Annotated in this window: 21 protein-coding genes and 1 riboswitch; of the genes, 7 read left to right on the top strand and 14 right to left on the bottom strand. The window is 36.6% G+C overall.

Going from position 1 to position 18,622, the window contains the following annotated elements:
* Positions 1–572: 572 nt before the first annotated feature.
* The 3 genes from PQ479_RS00935 to PQ479_RS00925 all read left to right on the top strand — a co-directional run bounded on the left by PQ479_RS00935 (position 573) and on the right by PQ479_RS00925 (position 2,407).
* Positions 573–1,184 (top strand): lytic transglycosylase domain-containing protein, encoded by a 612-nt coding sequence (locus PQ479_RS00935; protein WP_047989427.1) that lies wholly within the window; start codon positions 573–575, stop codon positions 1,182–1,184.
* Positions 1,185–1,281: 97 nt separating this feature from the next.
* Entirely contained in the window at positions 1,282–1,536 is a 255-nt protein-coding gene (locus PQ479_RS00930) for a hypothetical protein (RefSeq protein WP_047989428.1), read from the top strand.
* Positions 1,537–2,092: 556 nt separating this feature from the next.
* Positions 2,093–2,407, top strand: a complete 315-nt coding sequence (locus PQ479_RS00925; protein WP_047989429.1) for a hypothetical protein — start codon at positions 2,093–2,095, stop codon at positions 2,405–2,407.
* A 279-nt stretch (positions 2,408–2,686) separates the two neighbouring features.
* On the opposite strand, the gene queF is transcribed toward PQ479_RS00925, so the two are convergent.
* The 4 genes from queF to queC are packed head-to-tail and all read right to left on the bottom strand — an operon-like array spanning position 2,687 to position 4,996.
* The gene (gene queF / locus PQ479_RS00920) at positions 2,687–3,184 is read right to left on the bottom strand and encodes a preQ(1) synthase (protein ID WP_047989430.1); all 498 of its coding nucleotides are present in this window, start codon (positions 3,182–3,184) and stop codon (positions 2,687–2,689) included.
* Between the two features lie 12 nt (positions 3,185–3,196).
* Positions 3,197–3,907, bottom strand: a complete 711-nt coding sequence (gene queE / locus PQ479_RS00915; RefSeq protein ID WP_047989431.1) for a 7-carboxy-7-deazaguanine synthase QueE — start codon at positions 3,905–3,907, stop codon at positions 3,197–3,199.
* The gene (queD, locus tag PQ479_RS00910; RefSeq protein ID WP_047989432.1) at positions 3,904–4,329 is read right to left on the bottom strand and encodes a 6-carboxytetrahydropterin synthase QueD; all 426 of its coding nucleotides are present in this window, start codon (positions 4,327–4,329) and stop codon (positions 3,904–3,906) included. The genes queE and queD overlap by 4 nt, the downstream gene beginning before the upstream one ends.
* Positions 4,319–4,996, bottom strand: a complete 678-nt coding sequence (gene queC, locus PQ479_RS00905) for a 7-cyano-7-deazaguanine synthase QueC (protein ID WP_047989433.1) — start codon at positions 4,994–4,996, stop codon at positions 4,319–4,321. The genes queD and queC overlap by 11 nt, the downstream gene beginning before the upstream one ends.
* A gap of 114 nt (positions 4,997–5,110) precedes the next feature.
* A riboswitch (PreQ1 riboswitch) is annotated at positions 5,111–5,154 on the bottom strand.
* A 174-nt stretch (positions 5,155–5,328) separates the two neighbouring features.
* On the opposite strand from queC, the gene PQ479_RS00900 reads away from it, so the two are divergent.
* Together PQ479_RS00900 and PQ479_RS00895 are read left to right on the top strand one after the other, a co-directional pair.
* A complete protein-coding gene (locus PQ479_RS00900; protein ID WP_047989434.1) occupies positions 5,329–6,561 on the top strand; it encodes an aminopeptidase in 1,233 nt (410 codons plus the stop codon).
* Between the two features lie 253 nt (positions 6,562–6,814).
* Complete coding sequence (locus PQ479_RS00895; protein WP_047989435.1) at positions 6,815–7,054, top strand: hypothetical protein; 240 nt, start codon at positions 6,815–6,817, stop codon at positions 7,052–7,054.
* A 78-nt stretch (positions 7,055–7,132) separates the two neighbouring features.
* Here the strand turns inward: PQ479_RS00895 and PQ479_RS00890 are convergent, their stop codons facing one another.
* The 8 genes from PQ479_RS00890 to PQ479_RS00855 all read right to left on the bottom strand — a co-directional run bounded on the left by PQ479_RS00890 (position 7,133) and on the right by PQ479_RS00855 (position 14,549).
* Complete coding sequence (locus tag PQ479_RS00890) at positions 7,133–8,290, bottom strand: alpha/beta hydrolase (protein WP_047989436.1); 1,158 nt, start codon at positions 8,288–8,290, stop codon at positions 7,133–7,135.
* A 357-nt stretch (positions 8,291–8,647) separates the two neighbouring features.
* Entirely contained in the window at positions 8,648–9,163 is a 516-nt protein-coding gene (gene msrA, locus PQ479_RS00885) for a peptide-methionine (S)-S-oxide reductase MsrA (RefSeq protein ID WP_047989633.1), read from the bottom strand.
* Between the two features lie 79 nt (positions 9,164–9,242).
* Positions 9,243–10,118 (bottom strand): UV DNA damage repair endonuclease UvsE, encoded by an 876-nt coding sequence (gene uvsE / locus PQ479_RS00880; RefSeq protein ID WP_047989437.1) that lies wholly within the window; start codon positions 10,116–10,118, stop codon positions 9,243–9,245.
* Positions 10,119–10,225: 107 nt separating this feature from the next.
* On the bottom strand, positions 10,226–10,525 hold the full coding sequence (locus PQ479_RS00875; RefSeq protein ID WP_047989438.1) for a HesB/YadR/YfhF family protein: 300 nt from the start codon (positions 10,523–10,525) through the stop codon (positions 10,226–10,228).
* Between the two features lie 764 nt (positions 10,526–11,289).
* Positions 11,290–11,502 carry a hypothetical protein gene (locus tag PQ479_RS00870; protein ID WP_047989439.1) on the bottom strand — a complete coding sequence of 71 codons (213 nt, stop codon included), beginning with the start codon at positions 11,500–11,502 and terminating at the stop codon, positions 11,290–11,292.
* A 104-nt stretch (positions 11,503–11,606) separates the two neighbouring features.
* On the bottom strand, positions 11,607–12,494 hold the full coding sequence (locus PQ479_RS00865) for a chemotaxis protein (RefSeq protein ID WP_047989440.1): 888 nt from the start codon (positions 12,492–12,494) through the stop codon (positions 11,607–11,609).
* A gap of 170 nt (positions 12,495–12,664) precedes the next feature.
* Positions 12,665–13,396, bottom strand: coding sequence for a SurA N-terminal domain-containing protein (locus tag PQ479_RS00860; RefSeq protein WP_047989441.1), 732 nt, complete (start codon positions 13,394–13,396; stop codon positions 12,665–12,667).
* A 211-nt stretch (positions 13,397–13,607) separates the two neighbouring features.
* Positions 13,608–14,549, bottom strand: a complete 942-nt coding sequence (locus tag PQ479_RS00855) for a membrane dipeptidase (RefSeq protein ID WP_083991283.1) — start codon at positions 14,547–14,549, stop codon at positions 13,608–13,610.
* Between the two features lie 95 nt (positions 14,550–14,644).
* Between PQ479_RS00855 and PQ479_RS00850 the strand changes: the two genes are divergently transcribed.
* A complete protein-coding gene (locus tag PQ479_RS00850) occupies positions 14,645–15,070 on the top strand; it encodes an Hsp20/alpha crystallin family protein (RefSeq protein ID WP_047989442.1) in 426 nt (141 codons plus the stop codon).
* A 16-nt stretch (positions 15,071–15,086) separates the two neighbouring features.
* A complete protein-coding gene (locus tag PQ479_RS00845) occupies positions 15,087–15,599 on the top strand; it encodes a YppG family protein (protein ID WP_047989443.1) in 513 nt (170 codons plus the stop codon).
* 181 nt (positions 15,600–15,780) lie between these two features.
* Here PQ479_RS00845 and PQ479_RS00840 read toward each other — a convergent pair whose 3' ends face one another.
* Together PQ479_RS00840 and PQ479_RS00835 are read right to left on the bottom strand one after the other, a co-directional pair.
* A complete protein-coding gene (locus PQ479_RS00840) occupies positions 15,781–16,962 on the bottom strand; it encodes an MFS transporter (RefSeq protein WP_053070441.1) in 1,182 nt (393 codons plus the stop codon).
* Between the two features lie 71 nt (positions 16,963–17,033).
* Positions 17,034–18,251 (bottom strand): EAL domain-containing protein, encoded by a 1,218-nt coding sequence (locus PQ479_RS00835; RefSeq protein WP_047989444.1) that lies wholly within the window; start codon positions 18,249–18,251, stop codon positions 17,034–17,036.
* Between the last annotated feature and the right edge of the window lie 371 nt (positions 18,252–18,622).

The following is an 18,622-nucleotide window of genomic DNA, read 5'->3' as shown; positions in this document are numbered from 1 at the left end:
TATTCTGAAAATCTAGTGATTTGTCATAAAATATTCTTATTTTCATAACTTTTTTTTCCTTTACACAAATATACAGAAAAACTTTCACTATTCAACGAATTCCGTTCATTTAATTTTCAAAAATCTTCGTGAAATTAAGGTTTTTATTCGGAACTTTCATCTGTTTATTCCATTTAAGAAAAAGTCTTGACCACTCATTTATTTACGCAAACCAATTATATTGATTAGTTTTAAATTATTATATTCTATCACCCAAAGACAATCACTCCACTACTTTCACTTTACATGTAAAAGTGAAAGACAACTTCCTTCTTCTTTTACAGTTTTCAACTCGAAAATTCCATAACCTTTGAATCTCTCTATCTTTCCATTTCAGCTAACTTCAAGTACTTCAGTTTGATTACCTTGGGTATATCGTACCGTATTTTACTCATTTATTTTGTTCTACTATTAATGGAATGTTACATTCAAGTTAAATGATGGTAATTGTTCATTTTATCACCGTATAGGTATGTTCAAGTTTAATCGTTTTCGTTATAATGTGAGAAGGAAAAAAAGAAGGGTGTCGTTTTATGTTCAAAAAGATATTCTTCATTTTCTTCTTCCTGGTCGCTTTTTTTATCACTCTCCTCACCGTGGCTCCTATTGATAAACTGAAAGAAATTGGTTATCGCAGTTTCATTGCTCAACAGCAAATTCCAGAAGATTATGTGGAATTGTATCAAGAAGCTGCGAGTGAATACGATATCCCTTGGGAGCTACTAGCCTCCGTGCATCGAGTAGAAACGATATTCTCTACGATGGATCCTATGGTTAGTCCCGTTGGTGCTTTAGGCCATTTTCAGTTTATGCCAAGAACATGGGTCGGATGGACACACCCTGGTGGTGCCCTAGGAGAAATGGATGAAGATATTGATATTACCGACCTTGATTTAATTGCTGATCATGGAGGTTATGGGGTCGATGGTGATGGTGATGGTATTGCCGATCCATTCAATATTGTCGATGCCACACACTCAGCCGCCAAATATTTAGCTGATCACGGTGCACGTGATGGTGATTACGAAAAAGCTCTTTTTGCCTATAATCAAAGTCAAGACTATGTGGATGAAGTAATGAAGTACTTTAATCAGTATAATGATGAATTCGAGTTAATTACGCTACGAAATGTTTATGAATATTAAAGCATCGGACAACGTGTTCGATGTTTTTTATTTTTGGATATATCGAATACATGATAAACTAACACTAAGAAAAACAAAAGAATGGTGAGGATTCGTCATGGAAATTACTTTAAAAAAAGAAATTGATACAAATGTAGAAAACAATGAGGTAGGTATGCCACTTGATATATTTCTGGATAAATCACTAAAACCAGAAAGCTTAATGCTATTAATGTTTCTAACCTCTGCGACACAGAGCGTATTTTCATTTGAACAACTCTCACAAACATTACCGTCTACGGAAGATGAGCTCATGACAGCCATTCATAACCTCAATGACTCTGGTTATATTCAAATTTTAGACAAAGCTTAAAGTTGGGTGAAATCACAAAGGGTTCATCTCTTCACAACCATTGGATATGACAGATAGCGTGTTTATTCTAAAGAAATAAATAACCTGAAAAAGGTTCGCCTACCATTTTTAGGCGAACCTTTTGTTTTACCGCCAGCATCGTTAATATAATTCAGAATAATCAAAAAATATAAACGGAATAAATGACGTTAGTTTACCTAGAAAAACAAAAAAAGCATCACTCTTAACAAAGATACATTCTCAAAGGTATGTTTACAAAATAAAATTCTTTATCGCTACTCCAAAGTGATATTCTTCCATTTATTTTAATTGCCAATTTTTCTAAGACATTCATTGTCAAAGGAAAGCGAGGGTATACTATGTCTTTGTTTATTGTTATTTCAAATACAAAATACATCTATGAAGAGCCAATTATTAACGATCCGAATCTTTTAAATAGTATTCTAGGTATCTTTTGTATAGTTTTATTTATCACAATTATAACTTATCTATATTCTAAGAAAAATAGTGATTAATTAGGTGCTTATATTACCAACTTTATTATTAACAGAAAGTTATGAATTTTTTTCATATTGTAGATTTTAATATAATCAGTTATTACTATGATACATTCGCCATCTCAGAGGATTTTGTAATTGTAAAAACAGCACCACATAGTAAAGGAATAGATATCGGTCAATTTTTTGGGACACCTCCATTTAAAGAAGTAACAAACATTAAAAATCAAACAGTAAGTATTTTTGGTTACCCATGGGATAAAATTTCATCTACAGAGCTAATACCTCAATGGGGAATGTTTGGCACTATTTTTGACGAAGTTTCTAGCGTATTACTTTATCATAGCCCGGACAATCAGGTTCACCTATATTAAATAACTCTAGTGAAATTGTAGGTGTGCATGCTCGTGGATTTAGGGACGGGAATGGAACCCCAGTCTTTAATGGAGGGCCAAAGATGTCCTCATATTTAAGCCAATTTTTAATAGAGTCAATAGATTTGACTGAGCATTAATATAAAGCCCTCATCCCAAAGAATGAGGGCTCAACTTATTTTTGTGACATCCCATTTACTGGTCATGACACAAATCCATTTCGATTATTAAAAATAATCACGTAAAAATAGTTAGCAAAATCTCAAAAAACAACAGGAATTATCTGTTATCAATCGGCTCCGGATACATATCATGATTCATCAAACGATATTCGGCAATTTTTTCATATTTCGTGCCAGGTTTTCCGTAGTTTGTATATGGGTCGATCGAAATACCACCTCGTGGCGTAAATTTCCCCCAAACCTCAATATAACGAGGATCCATTAACTCAATTAAATCATTCATAATGATATTCATACAGTCCTCGTGGAAATCGCCATGATTTCGGAAGCTAAATAAATAGAGCTTTAACGACTTACTCTCAACCATTTTCTCACCAGGAATATAACTAATATAAATCGTCGCAAAATCAGGCTGGCCTGTTTTTGGACATAATGAAGTAAATTCCGGACAATTAAATTTAACAAAGTAATCACGATTTGGATGTTTGTTATCAAATGACTCTAAAATCTTTGGATTATATTCAAAATCATAAGTTGTCCCTTGATTTCCTAGTAATGTTACCCCTTCTAATTCTGAATCTTGTCTTCCACCCATACCAAATACCTCCTATACGCCTCGTTTATTGCCCCACAATAATGTGTGCAATTGTGGTAATACTTTAGCGTTATTCATTTCTTTCGATTGAATGGCCTTATCAATCAGCCATTCGTATTTATTTAATAGACGTTGTAATAATTGCTCGTTTTCTTCTGTCTGACTATCATCATTACCAACTTGCAAAAAGAAAGGAATGTCTGGATATCTTTGATGGATAGCTGTTGCATATTCAAAATCTGTATCATCAAAAACAACAACCTTTAAGCTCACATTCCTACCCGTAAGATTTGAAGTCATCGTATCTAATTTCTGATAATCTGTCACCATTTTAGAGCTTGGTGGCTTCGGCGAAATCGTCACCTCATCAATATCTTGAAGCCAGTCCTGCCACACGGAACCTTGTGTCTCAATCGCCGATTTTACACCATTTTCCTTTAAAAGTTCAAGCAAAGAAGCTATCCCTTTATGCAATGCTGGATTTCCTCCAGAAATCGTCACATGGTTAAATTTGGCACCACCAATTTCTTTGAGCTTTGACCAAATTTCCTCTGCCGTCATTAACGTACTTTTACCTGTCCCATTCCATGTAAAAGCAGAATCACACCAGTCACAACTATAATCACAGCCAGCCGTTCTCACAAACATCGTTTTTTGTCCGATAACCATTCCTTCTCCTTGAATCGTCGGACCGAAAATTTCCATCACCGGAATTTTCTTCATGATAACTCACTCTCTTTAGGTCGATATACGACATAACTAGTTGGTGTTTCTCGTACAATCGTTTGTATACAAACAGGTTGATTGGACTGCTTTTGTAAAAAACGATTAATCTCCGTCGTTATCGTCTCTGCTACTACCTCTGTCGTTGGGTGCTTCCCTTTGAAATCAGGATGTTCATTTAACAGTGAATGGTCATATTTTTTATGAACGTGGTCTTTTAATAGTTTGAAATCAACTAAAAACCCTAACGAATCCAATTCATCACCAACCACAGTCATGTTAATTGTATACGTATGACCATGGACTTTTTGACATTTCCCCGCCATTTCATCATCAATATAATGAGCAGCAGCAAGGTGCATGTCCTTATTTAGCTCAAAGCGAAAAGTATGCGGGGTTTGCGGATAATAATTATACATCATCGTGAAGCACCCCGTTTTTTTCATTTATATATAAGTCGAGACCTTTTTTCCTTAATTCACATGCCGGACATTCTCCACAGCCAGCACCACGAATTCCTTCATAACATGTCAATGTCTTCTCTTGAACAAAATCAAGATAACCAAGTTCATCTGCGAGTTGCCACGTCTCTTTTTTATCTAACCACATAAGCGGGGTATGAATCACAAATTGATGATCCATCGCGAGATTTAACGTCACATTTAACGACTTAATAAAGCTATCGCGACAATCAGGATAACCACTAAAGTCGGTTTCACATACACCAGTTACGATATGTCTTGCACCTACTTGTTTTCCGTAAATAGCAGCAAATGATAAAAATAAATGATTACGCCCCTCTACAAATGTTGAAGGAAGTCCCCCTTCTTTACCCGCTTCTACTTTAATATCATCTCTTGTTAAGGCATTGGCCGATAGCTGGCTTATAAGTTGCAAGTCTAACACCTTAAATGAGACACCTAATTCATTTGCTATCTCTTTGGCGCATTCAATTTCATCGCGATGTCTTTGTCCATAATCAAAGGTTACGGTTACTACTTCTTTAAAATTTTGTAATGCCCAAACTAAGCAAGTAGTACTATCTTGACCTCCACTAAAGACAACGACCGCTTTTTCCTCTTTTAACATGTACGTATCCTCCTTGTTATCAAAGAAAGAACGTTCGTCAACTCCTATTATTCAAAAATAGAATCAAAATAACTTACACAAAAAGAAGACTCTACCATATTTGGCTCAGTGAGTCCTTGTATAGTTTTTTATAGAGGGAGTTTGCGAACCTCTTGTAGACTTCATTGAATTAGTCATACTTTCTTATACTAACATAAAGAATGAAAGGTAGCTATTATTTTTAAGCTTTGATAAAATAGGAATGATATTGACCATTTTGCTTCATATATGTAAGCGATAATGCTGTCATTACATAAAAAAATTGAAAATTCAAAGAAAAAGAGGGATGCACGATGTCAATGTTTGAGCAAAAACTCAAAAAATATGCTGCCTTAGCCGTAGAGGTTGGTGTCAATGTTCAAAAAGGACAAACACTTGTCGTAAGAGCACCACTTTTTGCTGCTCCATTAGTACGTCTAGTGACGGAACGCGCTTATGAAATGGGAGCAAAAAATGTACATGTAGATTGGAATGATGAAGAAGTTACACGTCTTAAATACAATCTAGCACCAGATGAAGCTTTTCTTGAGTACCCTGAATGGTTAGCAAAAGGGTATGAACAACTATGTGAAGAAGGAGCCGCTTTTTTAAGTATTACTGGTGCTGACCCAGACCTATTAAAAGGGGTTGATCCTGAACGTGTTTCTAACGCCAATAAGACAAGTGGCAAAGCAATGGATGGTTTCCGTTCCTATATCCAGGCTGACAAAGTGAGCTGGTCGATTGTCGCGAATCCTTCAGAGGGCTGGGCGAAAAAGGTATTCCCTGACGTTGAAGCTGATGAAGCCATCGAAAAATTATGGGAAGCTATTTTCCAAGCAACGCGTATTCACGAAGAAGATCCCGTGAAAGCTTGGAAAGCACATTTAGCTTTACTTGACCAAAAGATGAGTTTACTTAATGAGAAACATTTCCACGCTCTCCATTATACGGGTGGTGGTACAGACTTAACGATTGAGTTACCAGAAACACATCTTTGGATTAGTGGTGGTAGTGTAAATAAAGATGGTCATGAGTTTGTCGCTAATATGCCAACGGAAGAAGTATTTACGGGTGCCAAGAAAACAGGTGTTAATGGGGTCGTTAAAAGCACAAAACCTTTAAATTATGGTGGAACGATCATTGACAACTTTACCCTTACTTTTAAAGATGGTGCCGTTGTTGAATTTGAAGCTGAGCAAGGCTATGAAACATTAAAGCGTTTATTAGAAACGGATGAAGGATCTAAATTCATTGGTGAGGTTGCTTTAGTTCCACATGACTCGCCGATCTCGAACACAAATATTCTTTTCTACAACACATTATTTGATGAAAATGCTTCCAACCACCTTGCCTTAGGTTCGGCTTATGCGTTCAGTATTGAAGGCGGGAAAGAAATGAAAAAAGAAGAGCTTGAACAGAATGGTTTAAATACAAGTATTACACACGTTGACTTTATGATGGGTTCAGCAGAAATGAATATAGATGGTGTTTATAAAAACGGGAAAAAAGAAGCTATCTTTAGAGATGGTAATTGGGCATTCTAAAATTGTATAAGCATAGCGAATGAGTTGGGTTAATCCCTACTCATTTTTTCTTGTTTGCCGTACCGTATTCTTTTCACAATTACAGCATCCTACATGCTCTACATGAATGTCAATGCACCCTTTTTAATTTGGTGAGGCTCATTTAGCTCTCATTACAGTAAATGAAATTTATAAGTCAACATATTCGACACTTTTTCCTATAACGGTTGAAATGTATATTCTAGGTTACACTACAAAAAAGGAGGTGGCGGTAATGAGCACACCATATACATGTCCTAGCTGTAAAACAAACCGAAGCAGATTTCATATCATCGACCAAGTCGCTAAGGCTGTAAAGGTTGACCCAGAGACTGGTGATATCGTGCAAAGCTATGAACAAAACCAATTAGAGCCCTTTCATTTACCTTATCAAGGCCCCGAAAGAAAAATACAATGTGCGGCTTGTGGTCTGATTGAAAATGAAGAACGATTTGTCAAAATGGCTCAACGCTAAAAAGAGAACCATTACAAAGAAAGTTAAAAGCATGAAAAAGGCTGAAGGTTCATTCTCAAACCTTCAGCCTTACTGTTTTTACTCAAATCTATTCATAAATTGTTTCCCTAATAAAAATGTACCAATTGCATAAGCTTCCATTTGGTCACGCCATTTCTTATCATCACTAATACTATCAACAATAGCTAATTCATAGGTATGTGACGTATGAACTGAATCTCCATTTAATTGATTGTTTAAGAAATTGGCGGTTTCAGCTAAGCCATGACTACCATGATATAGCACTTGATAAAAGGATATAAATCCATGCATGACCCCGTTATAACGAATCCCTTCCACATAATTTCCATTTTTAGCTAATAGTTCCGCATAAGCCTCCCCTTCATCTCGTAAAGGATCGAACTCAGCGGTTAATACGAGTGCCGGCGGTAAATCCGATAAATCACTTGCATCAAGTGGTGATGTATATGGTGAACTCCAGCTACTTCGATCTGGCGTATATTGCTCCCTAGCTTTTAACATAACCGCTCTTGATAACAAATAATAGCCACTATCATATTTTTCACGTGAAGGAAATTCGACATCATCAAACGTAGTGAGCGGATATAATAAGGCTTGTGCTGTAATATCTGGACCGTTTCGATCACGTGCCATTAATGAAACGACTGTTGCTAAATTCCCTCCCGCACTATCACCTACTACAGCAATTTTATCTGGATCCCCATTAAATAGCTCTGCATGTTGTTTTGCCCACACTAATGCCTCATAGCTATCTTCAATAGGAGTTGGAAAAGGATGATCAGGTGCCACTCGATACCCTACGGCAATCACCACACTATTCGTTCGAGCCGCTAAAGAACGGACAATATTATCATGTGTATTAATATCACCATACCCTTCCATAAATGCCCCACCATGATAATATAAAATAATCGGATGCGGACCATCTTTTAGAGGCTGATAAACTCTTAAGTCAATAGTATCACCATCACTGGTTGGCATCTCTACCATTTCGCGCGTAAAAGTGGACGTACCTTTTCCTGCAAATATTCTCGGGACTTTCATATCGGGTGTGACTAAATTATGATTAATGGCATGTAAAAGAACACCTGTCTTAATAGGTACTTTCCCCGCCTCAGTATTTGACATACTATTAACGGAAATAACGATTGTGGCAATAAAAATGATCGTTACAATTGATAATGTTACAAACACTCTTTTGATGATGCGTCCCAAAATTGCCACCCCCTGATGTTTATATCTTGGCGAAATTAGCTCGCTTATATTATTATATTAAAATTGTAACATAATGTTTGATAATTTCACATAATTATTTTGTCATATTTTTCAGACATTCTGAGTAGGTTGATAGTCTTTGCTGAGAAGTACACTCTCTTTTTTGTACGGTGGTGGTGGCTGGTGGTATGGTGCGCTGAACCTTTTGAGAAAAGTCTTTTAAGACCTTCCAAAAGGTGGTGGGGCTACAGCTAAATATGCTCTTCCTCAAAACCGTTTATAAATGAAAAGATATCCATATTTATAGTTGGATATCTTTTCATTTTAAATAATCATGATTTAATACAGCTGATTCTATTAATGCCAGTGCTTGTCAATAAATTGATCACGACCCGATTGCAGTCTATCTTTCTTATAATTTTCCGGTTCCTTTTTATAGAAATCTTGGTGCTCCTCTTCCGCACAATAAAACGTACTCGCTGGAAGTATCTGTGTAACGATCGGTTGCTTAAATCGATTTTCTTGCTCCACTTTCATCTTAGAACGTTCTGCTAACTGCTTTTGGTTTTCAGTATGAAAGAAAATCGCCGTTCGATACTGTGGTCCGCGATCATGAAATTGGCCATCGGGATCAGTAGGATCAATTTGAGGCCAATATAAAGATAATAAACGTTCATATGAAAATAAAACCGAGTTAAATGTGATTTGAACGACTTCATAATGGCCAGTCACACCCGTTTTCACTTGCTCATAGGTAGGGCTTTCAATATGTCCACCCATATATCCGGATTCAACCTTGATAATTCCTGGTAACTTGTCAAATGGTTGAACCATACACCAAAAGCACCCTCCAGCAAATGTAGCTTGTTCTATATTCTTTTGTCCTTTTTCCATAACGATCACCTATTCTTTTATTTTTTACTTATGATTAGCCCTACATGTATTGAAATTGCTATAACTGCTGTCTTAATTCAGTTAACGCTTGGTCTTTGGCTTTTGCTTCAATCATCACATCTGCGTCTACGTTAGCCAAAACTCTTTGAAGGATTTGAAAATCCGCTAGGTGAATAAAATCCGCATGTGAACGATCGATACTAGAGCTTTTACCTGAACTTATATGTACTTTAGGTATAAAATCTAGTTCTTGCCACGTTTTGCTCACTTTAAGAAATAATTCTTTCAATTCCTTCTCCTCTGTTCCGAAGCAGCGCTCATGGTGTATATCAAAACATATAGGAACCCCACATCGTTTGTGAATCGCCAAAACATCCTTTGTTGAGAATATTTTATCATCATTCTCTAAACGTAAATAGCTTTTTATTTGTTTGGATAATTGACGATATTTTTGCTCAAACCTGATCATTGCCTGCTCTTTATCTCCATACAATCCACCTGTGTGGATAATCATATCCGTCCCATTTACTAATTGTAGAACTTTTGCATGATAATCTAAATCCTTGAGTGCATTGTCAACAACAATTCGCCTTGGTGAATTAATGATTGTATATTGTCCTGGATGAACGGTTAGCCTTAGTTGGTGTTTAGCTTGTAAAGCTTTAATATCATGGAATATTTCTAAAACATCATCGTCTTTTGCCCAGTCCCACATCATTTTTTCATGAGTCGCAAATGGGATTAAATCACTTGTAATACGGAAAAAATAAATTCCATGTTCGATGTTCCATTCCAAGACCTTCTTTAACTCAGTAACATTATGTAAGGCTAACTCTTTCATGTAAGTCATACCTTTTGTTTCTAAAGTTTGTAAGCGGCATGTACGAAACTTTGTAGGCATTGTTAGGTTTAAGCAAGCATATCCTAACTTCATTGCATTCACCATCCTTCATCAGTACGTATACATTCAAATAAATACAAGAGTTTTTGCCGTAAGTGAAAAAGCCGATGACTATTTCTAGTCATTCGACTTTATTGGAATTACTCTGACTTCTCATATTCATATTGAATTTCTTCATGTTTCCGACTATATTTAACGCGTAAATCATGACCATCGAAATACCAAATATCTTTATCCTCAATAAAAAATATAATTCCTTCTACTTCTTCTTTTGCTCCTATTGTTACCGGTTTGTCTAAATTTACCCCTAAAGAAAAGCTTGATTGTACAGCTCCACACCCACCGTAACGTGCGAAGAAACGAACGTATTCACCTTCACCTTTTAGGTCAAATTCTTTTTTAAACCATTGTAATGCAGGTTTCGATACTTGAATTTCCATTTTTAAACACTCCTTATTACCCCAGACGGAAAGTTATTGATTAACTTGTTATTCCCGTTTTTATAGTTTATCAATCCTCTTTCATTCTGTCTATTTTTACTTCAAACAAAAATGTTTGACTAAGGAAACATTAGGACACTTTTTGAATATAAATAAAATAAAGGAGAATAGATATGAATAAGTCTAAACAAGTTGTCTACAGTTACTTTTTATATAAATTAGGTTTGTTATCTCATGAAGAGATGAAGAAACTTGTTTCCAGGTAAGTGAACTTTTATATGAAAGTTACTTGTGGGCGATAGTTTGTGCCGTGAAGTTAGCTCGTCATCCATCTCGCGATCAATGACCTTAGTAGGACAGAGCTCCCTGTTTGTTCAGGCCGACTCCTGATGGTGATCGAGTTGTAAACGGGCCACAGTTTGAACAGTCGCCACTACTTTCATCCTTGTTGGTGGCGAAATGAACGGGGCTTCGCCATGTGGATTTTGTATGAAAGTGATGCTAATGATTATATGGGAGCTCTAATCACCGCTAGCGAAAATCATGCTCCGCTGGGCATGTGCTAAATCTTAAGTAGTAACATAATCCTGATAGCATTACAAAAATAAAAGTAAAGTAAAAAAGAAAATGAATGAAATGCCCCGTCAATAAAAGTACACAAACCACACTTTCATGTTTGTTGGGTGTGGACATGTTTGACTCTAATATATATTAACAAAAAAATCATGGCTCTTTAGTAGCTGAGGCCATGATTTTCTCCGTGGTTATTTGGTTCCTTTTCCTTTAGTGAGATGGCAAGGAACTCCTTTTCCGATTGCTCCTGGTTCACTCATTTTATTCATATAGTTAATTCCTCTTTGACATTGTGTCTTACAACTGATGCATACGTCGGAAGTAACTGCACGCATCGTATATTGATATTTTTCTTGTACGGACGGCTTTGCTTGCACTTTCTTTTTTGCCTTTGCTTTCGCCATAAATTCCCCTCCAACCGCATATGATGCTCTATCCTATGCTAGGTGGTTGAAGTGGTGATTAGCCATTACAAATTTTATCATGTTGAACAATCACATGGTGAAACTTAGGATACTAACTGATCGATTCTCTCAATAAGTTTTGCAATTTGTGGCTTCGAGATTTGTTCATCAGCTCCTACTTTTTCGCCTTTGTGAAATAAGTCCTCACTAATGATCGATGAGAATACAATGACTGGAATCTGATTCCATCTTGGATCCTCTTTAAGTTTTTTCGTTAAATGATGTCCATCCATTTGTGGCATTTCAATATCTGTAATAATTAGATCGGGGTCATTTTGCTCTTGTCGTTCGTTATCTAAATAATCCCAAAGTAAATAGCCATTTTCAAAGAAGCGTAACTTCTCATAACCCGCTTCATTTAAGGTGTCTTTTAATAATTGACGTAATGTCGTCGAGTCTTCGGCAATAAGAACATACTTATCCGATCTTTCTCTTTCACCTAAGGCTTTCACCGCATTTATATCTAAGCCCGTTTTTGGATTAATATCAACGATGATTTTTTCAAAATCTAATAATAGCGCCAATTTGTCATTCATTTTTACTATACCATTCGTGTGTGCTTCAAAACCAGTCGAAAGATCACTAGGTTTTTCGATTTGATTCCATGAAATTCGATGTATTCTTGAAACACTATGTACATGGAAAGCCACTTTCATTTGGTTAAGCTCTGCAATAATAAATTTATCTGAGGCACCCTTATCGGAAGGAGCTAAATCCAAAACTTTCGCCAGATCCACTACTGGTATAACCTCTTCACGCAAACGAATAATTCCTTCTACATGATGATGGCTGTTCGGAGTTGCCGTAATCGGTAAAGGTTGGATGATCTCTCTTACTTTTAAAACGTTAATACCAAATGAACTACCACCAATTTCAAATAAAACGATTTCTAATTCATTGGTTCCACTTTCTAATAAAATATCTTGCTTCATTATTTTCCCTCCACTATAAAAGTCATCACACAATGACAAAAGACCTGATTCATATGTTCTATTTATAGTTTATAAGAAGCACGATACCTTTAGCAAGCACGAAATGCAAAATAGGTCAAAAAGACTTAGTGCCTAGCCTTTGTTCATACAAAGGCTAGGCACTATCCGATTTATAGGTGAATATCGATCTCACTGTCTTCTTTTAATTCTTCATAATGCTGTTGAGTAGCTTCTAATCGACGTTGATTCACTAATTCCGCTTCTAACGTCTCACGCTCTTCTTCTAATTCACCAATTTCTTCATTGGCCTCAGCTCGAGACTCATATAGTGTCACAACTTCGTCTTCGGTCACTTCTTCAAATGTAATATGATCATTCATATATTGGTCACGCTTCATTTGAAATTCTAAATCCATACGTAAATCTTCAAGAGTAAATCCATACTCTTCCAACTCTTCTTCTAATTCTTTTTCAGAACCGCTTCCATATTGAACAAGAACCATTTCATATCTTTGGTCAAGCTCCTCCTCAGTAACCTCATAATCAGATTCCTCGACCTTTTGCATAATTAGACGGTCTTGTACGAGTACATCCAATACCGCTTGCTCAAGCTCCTGGAGAGTTTCTTTTCCTTCTTCTGATTCTAAATCATAGCCGTAAAACGCAACGAGCATATTCGCTTGATTTTCTAAGTAAGGAACAAATTCATCTCTAGCTATATCATCACCGTTAACGGTTGCTACAACTTCAGGATAATCATTAACATCTAAGTTCACTTGTGGCATTTCTTCATTTTGATTTTCTTCTGGTGCAGTACCTTCTTCATTATCTCCACTATTACATGCTGAAAGAATCATCATTATGACGATCGCTAGTGCAACAACATTCCAATTTCTTAACATCCAATAAAGACCCCTTTCAAATAAATAAAGCTGTCCCTATTGTATCATAAAACCTTATTAATCATTCAACTTTGAAGCTCCTTTTAAGAACGTTACCTTTAGAGTCTTTTGAAGAATTAACCGTTATTTCACAATATCAATAGCCATTTTCCTAGTCGAAGGCACAGATGACTTCAATTACGGATGATTCTCAAAAATATTGTAATTTTCATCAGCTCAGGTGATGCCTTTTTAAATAACTAAGAAAATTCTCTTCAGTTAAACCTTTGATAAAATCTTCTGAAAAATAAGCCTCTAATTGATCGAATAAATCTAGAAATTTACTTGAACTATCGATCCCATCAATAAATGTAAAAATCCCATCAAAATCAGAACCTATTCCAATATGCTTACTCGCTCCGAGTTTGCAAAAGTGTTCAAGATGCCTTACTAGATCATGCACAGTCGCATGGTTTGTACCTGTGATAAAAATAGGATATAACACAATTCCAATAAACCCACCTTTTTGAACGATTGCTTTGATTTGCTCATCACTTAAATTCCGTGGGTGCGGACATATTTTCTTAGCATTGGAATGACTAGCTATCACTTTATCCGTTAATTCAAGCACATCCCAGAATCCTTTCTCACTCAGATGTGATACGTCTGTGATGATATTCTCTTGATCATTTTTAACAATCATCCGTTTCCCTAACCGTGTAAGTCCTGCTCCCCGTTCCTCTCCCACACCGTCCGCACATAGATTAGCATCATTCCAGGTCACACCGACAGAGAGAACGCCTAGCTGATACAATATCGATAATTTCGTCTCATCATTTCCAATTGCATCTAGGCCTTCCAAAGCTAAAATCGCGCCTATCTCCCCATCCTGTAAAGTTTGAATATCTTCCCATTTTTTTATATGCTTCATCTGTGGATGTGGTTTTATTACTTTTTCATAAAAAGCTTGAACCTGTACCAATGCTTGTTGGAATTTGGACTCTTGCTTAATGTCAGGATCGATAAAAATGGCAAAAAATTGCACACGAACATGGCCAGCTTGTAAGTTTTGTAGATTAGCTTGAATATGTTGATCATGTTCAAACCTTTTAGTTGGATCTTCTGCTAACTTTAATAAAACATCACAATGTGTATCAATAACTTTTATGCCCATTAGCCCACACACCTTTTCCGCGAATTAATCACTTTATAGTTTGTTTTAACATATGAATAACATAAAGGAAATATTAAAGGAAGGGAGTTACCATAATGGATCATAAGCCCCCCGAAAAGATTTGGTATGGTATGCAAAATATGTTGCAATCCATTGATGACTTTTTTGCACGCTCTATGCTTTCATTTCAGACAGAACTACTATTCCAACAACCAATACCGATTGAAATTCATGAAAAAACGGATGGATTTTATATACACGCTCAACTTGACGGAGTTAAAAAAGAGCAAATTGAATTAAATATCTATCCACATTCTGTCCAAATTATCATAACACATCATGAAACATCTGATATCATAGACGCCACTTCTCATAACCACTATCAAAAAGCACAAACAAAAAAACAAGCAAGAACCATTCGAGTTCCGTTTGAAATTGATTATCGTGAGGTGGATACAAGGTTTCAAAGCGGTTTACTCAAAATCAAACTTCATGAAAAAGGAAAAAATTTAACCATATAGTAAAGGGTGAAATATCATGTATCAAAATGGTTATCCCAACAATTTTCAGCCAAGCGCTAACACCGCTCATCCTGTTCATCATCACATACCTATGAATCATAGTCAGATGCCACAACCTCAAATGTACCAGCAGCCCGTTCATTCTGTTCAAATGTTACCGACGTACCCTACTCAACAACCGATGCAGTCCATCCCTATCGGTAGAAGGACTTATCAAGGACCTAACTTACCTCCACGTGGCTTTCAACCAGGTATAAATAATCGTAGGATGCAACAGCAAAGGATGGTCAACCAACAGCCAAGCGAACCAAAAGGGCTAAAGAAATTACTGAAAAAGAAAGAAGCACAACCTGCCAATCAACAAAATCCAACATTAAAATCGCCTTCACTCCTAAAACAAGCTTTTGTCGGACCAGATGGTAAGTTTGATTTAACTCAAACCATTCAAACTGTTGAACAAGTGACTAAAGCGATGAATGAGGTCTCACCAATTGTCGCTCAAGTCCGCTCCATGTTTCAAAAAACATAAAAAGAGCCATGTCTGGCTCTTTTTTGTATGAAAGGGACTTATGGTGATAAGATGTCCCTTCGGAGCTCGCTCCGCGAATGGAGGCACACTTTCCGCTTGGATGCTGAGCTAACTTGCTAACGCAAGTAGATCTCAGCCTGCCCTTTCCTCCTACAGGAGCCGGCCCCCATAACACCTTTTTCTAACCGGCTGTTAATTGCTGCTTTTTTGTTTTTAATTCGTATACAAAAAATAGTGCCATTCCTATTAATGAGCATATGCCCATATAGAAGTACATCGTCGAGACACCGATTAGGTCGATCATTGCACCACCAATTAAAGAACCGACAATCCCTGAAAATGCAAAAAATGTTGTGATAAATAATACATGCCCAGTTGCTTGTAAATGGTCAGGGAATAAACGACTTACATATTGAATAGCTGTCACATAAACAATACCAAAGCTAAATCCGTGTAAAACTTGTAATGGCAAAAGCATCCATGCCTCGGTTAAAAAGCTCATCACTATCCAACGGAAAGCAAAAACGGCTGAAGCTATCACTATTAATTTCATCGGGGAAATATGTTGAAACCAGCGTACACTTAAAGCGAAGACAAGAGCCTCTGCTACCACACCTATAAACCAAGCCAAACCGATTAATGATTCTGAGCCACCTAACTCAACGATATATATACCTAAATAACTATCGTTCGCACGATGTGGAATCGATAGAAACAAAATACAAAATAAGAAAAAACCAAGACGGCGGTTAAAGCCCGTTTTCCAAGCATCAATCAATGTAACCGAACGACTAGAACCAGGAACATCTGATAGTGAAAAGGCAAAACAAAGAGCTAAGCTTGCCATTAAGACTAGAGGAATAACAAAATGCTCAATTCCGATCCGTGCTAATACAAAACCCGATACGAGTGATGTCGTAGCAAACCCAATGGAACCCCACATTCTAATTTGACCAAACTTAAGCCCTCTATAATTAGCTGTTTTTTGAGCCAAGCTATCACCTAGTGCTGTAATTGGCGCAAAAAATAAAAACAACACAAACATTAATATTAAATATTGAATAAAACCAGAAGCTACATAATAAAGCGTAGAAATAGAAATAAGCCCTATTAAAGCGACAATTAATATTTTTCTGATTGTCTTAAACTTATCACTTAGAAATCCCCAAATTGGTTGAGCTATAAGCATCGCTAATGGCCCCACAGCCATTAAGATACCAACCTCACTTCCTGATAACCCTTCCTCACGGTAAAACACGGATAAATAACTAATAATAACCGTATTGACCGAATAAGCAAAAAATAAATAGGCGATAAGTCGAAAAACCGCATGATCACCTTTTTGATTGCGTTGAAATTCCACAACCTCTCTCCTTCCTAAAGAACAAAAAAAGTGGAACCTCTAATTAGTCGAGGTTCACTACTTTTCCATACCTATAATAATCCATCTTTCTCAAAAAGATATTCATAAGGAATATCTACAAATAAATAAAGAGATTCCGTTAATGGAAATGAATATGTACGAATACGCTCATCTCGCTCAATATCCGTATATAAGTCGGATAAGAGCCCCTTTTTTTCTACATTCATTCGAACTATGTTTTCCAAGAAATACGGTCGCCAACTCCAGTTCTTATTTCTTCCCTCAGGATGAAGTTGCCATAAGCCGTATTCATCACGCTCAGCATTCGCTGTTTTCTGAAATCCATCTTGATCACAAATATAAACTCGAAATGCGAATTCTTGGCAATCATTTCCTATCTTTAACGTCAATTGATCTAGATCTTTCTCTTTCATGAGTTCTTTTGCAGCTAGCTTCATCTTTTGGTTCATGTCATTTAGTAAGCGAATCTGGGCCTCTACTTTTTTCCGCTCAAATGTAATAAAATGCTGGAACTCTTTTTGAAGCTTTACTTTACATTTATCGATGGGAACAAATTCTGAATGTTCTTCAGATAGATAATAGCCCTCATAATACCTGCCACCGTTACGCCACGCATAATTTAAATGATGGAAGCCACTAATCCCTTCAAATAATAAGGTTGCCCCTATCTTTCTAGATAACATTGAAATCGAATGATGTACCTCCCGAAAAACATGTGGTAATGAATCTTCGTTTAAAAAAGAGACATCTACTTTAACAATATCAGGGCTTAACAGAGCAAGGTGATCAAGGTTCGAAGATTTTGTATTAAGTTCATGAACCGCAATTTTGAACCCTGCACTTTGTAAGTATGCGACTAGATGTTTCATCTCATCAGGGTTCTCCATGACTAGATTTTCTTCTAATTGTAACACAATGTTAGGATGAACCGATTTTGGTTGCTCCAAGGACTCAATTCTTTTTAAAAAGTTCTCTCCGTTATCCGCAAGTAACAGTTTGGCATCATAATTAACAAACAACAGTACTTGCTGGTCTGAACCTTGAAGGGTTGCAAGAGCTTTTTTTAATATGACATCTTGAATTTCAATCCGATACTCTTCAGGAATGGAACGATCGCGAAAAAACCAACCTAGACTTTTGATTCCTTCGTCTGTTTTTATTTTTGCTAATACTTCATAACCAATAATTAATTGCTTTTCTGCATTGATAATCGGCTGATAAAAAGGAATAATTTGTTCTTGATGAATCATAACGTCTAACGGATCCACTTCTCCACCTCCTACAAAACCATTACATTTCATTATAGCATATTCTCACCTGAACGATTTCAAGCACTTGTAACTTTAGTATGAAAGTTGCTAAAGGCGATGTGCGGAGCTTTGATGTTCGCTCCGGGAATGGGGGCACGCACCCTCCGGCGGACGCTGAGCTAACTTGCTAACGCAAGTGGATCTAAAACCTTCCCTTTCCTCTTGCAGGTGTCGGCCCCCTATTCCCGGAGCTACGGTTGATGCATGCTTCTTGGTTAGTGATCTTCTCATTCCAAAAAATGAGTTAAACAATAATGAACTACCCAGATAAAGAAGCATAACCAAATTGAATCAAGAGCTGAGTTGAAAAAGACTAATCCTCACTTCCA

This window comes from Alkalihalobacillus pseudalcaliphilus (genome assembly GCF_028610675.1).
Lineage (GTDB): Bacteria > Bacillota > Bacilli > Bacillales > Bacillaceae_D > Alkalihalobacillus > Alkalihalobacillus pseudalcaliphilus.
The sequence above is the reverse complement of the archived record's forward strand: the minus strand, read 5'-3'. Positions and strand labels throughout refer to the sequence as shown.

Bases quoted from the DNA above. Each gene is read 5' to 3' on its own strand.
- PQ479_RS00925 (WP_047989429.1), top strand. From the start codon at position 2,093: ATGAATTTTTTTCATATTGTAGATTTTAATATAATCAGTTATTACTAT.
- PQ479_RS00855 (WP_083991283.1), bottom strand. From the start codon at position 14,549: ATGGGCATAAAAGTTATTGATACACATTGTGATGTTTTATTAAAGTTA.
- PQ479_RS00865 (WP_047989440.1), bottom strand. From the start codon at position 12,494: ATGAAGCAAGATATTTTATTAGAAAGTGGAACCAATGAATTAGAAATC.
- PQ479_RS00935 (WP_047989427.1), top strand. From the start codon at position 573: ATGTTCAAAAAGATATTCTTCATTTTCTTCTTCCTGGTCGCTTTTTTT.
- PQ479_RS00930 (WP_047989428.1), top strand. From the start codon at position 1,282: ATGGAAATTACTTTAAAAAAAGAAATTGATACAAATGTAGAAAACAAT.
- PQ479_RS00875 (WP_047989438.1), bottom strand. From the start codon at position 10,525: ATGGAAATTCAAGTATCGAAACCTGCATTACAATGGTTTAAAAAAGAA.
- queE (WP_047989431.1), bottom strand. From the start codon at position 3,907: ATGAAGAAAATTCCGGTGATGGAAATTTTCGGTCCGACGATTCAAGGA.
- PQ479_RS00845 (WP_047989443.1), top strand. From the start codon at position 15,087: ATGTATCAAAATGGTTATCCCAACAATTTTCAGCCAAGCGCTAACACC.
- queD (WP_047989432.1), bottom strand. From the start codon at position 4,329: ATGATGTATAATTATTATCCGCAAACCCCGCATACTTTTCGCTTTGAG.
- queF (WP_047989430.1), bottom strand. From the start codon at position 3,184: ATGGGTGGAAGACAAGATTCAGAATTAGAAGGGGTAACATTACTAGGA.
- PQ479_RS00850 (WP_047989442.1), top strand. From the start codon at position 14,645: ATGGATCATAAGCCCCCCGAAAAGATTTGGTATGGTATGCAAAATATG.
- PQ479_RS00900 (WP_047989434.1), top strand. From the start codon at position 5,329: ATGTCAATGTTTGAGCAAAAACTCAAAAAATATGCTGCCTTAGCCGTA.
- PQ479_RS00870 (WP_047989439.1), bottom strand. From the start codon at position 11,502: ATGGCGAAAGCAAAGGCAAAAAAGAAAGTGCAAGCAAAGCCGTCCGTA.
- queC (WP_047989433.1), bottom strand. From the start codon at position 4,996: ATGTTAAAAGAGGAAAAAGCGGTCGTTGTCTTTAGTGGAGGTCAAGAT.
- PQ479_RS00860 (WP_047989441.1), bottom strand. From the start codon at position 13,396: ATGTTAAGAAATTGGAATGTTGTTGCACTAGCGATCGTCATAATGATG.
- uvsE (WP_047989437.1), bottom strand. From the start codon at position 10,118: ATGAAGTTAGGATATGCTTGCTTAAACCTAACAATGCCTACAAAGTTT.
- PQ479_RS00895 (WP_047989435.1), top strand. From the start codon at position 6,815: ATGAGCACACCATATACATGTCCTAGCTGTAAAACAAACCGAAGCAGA.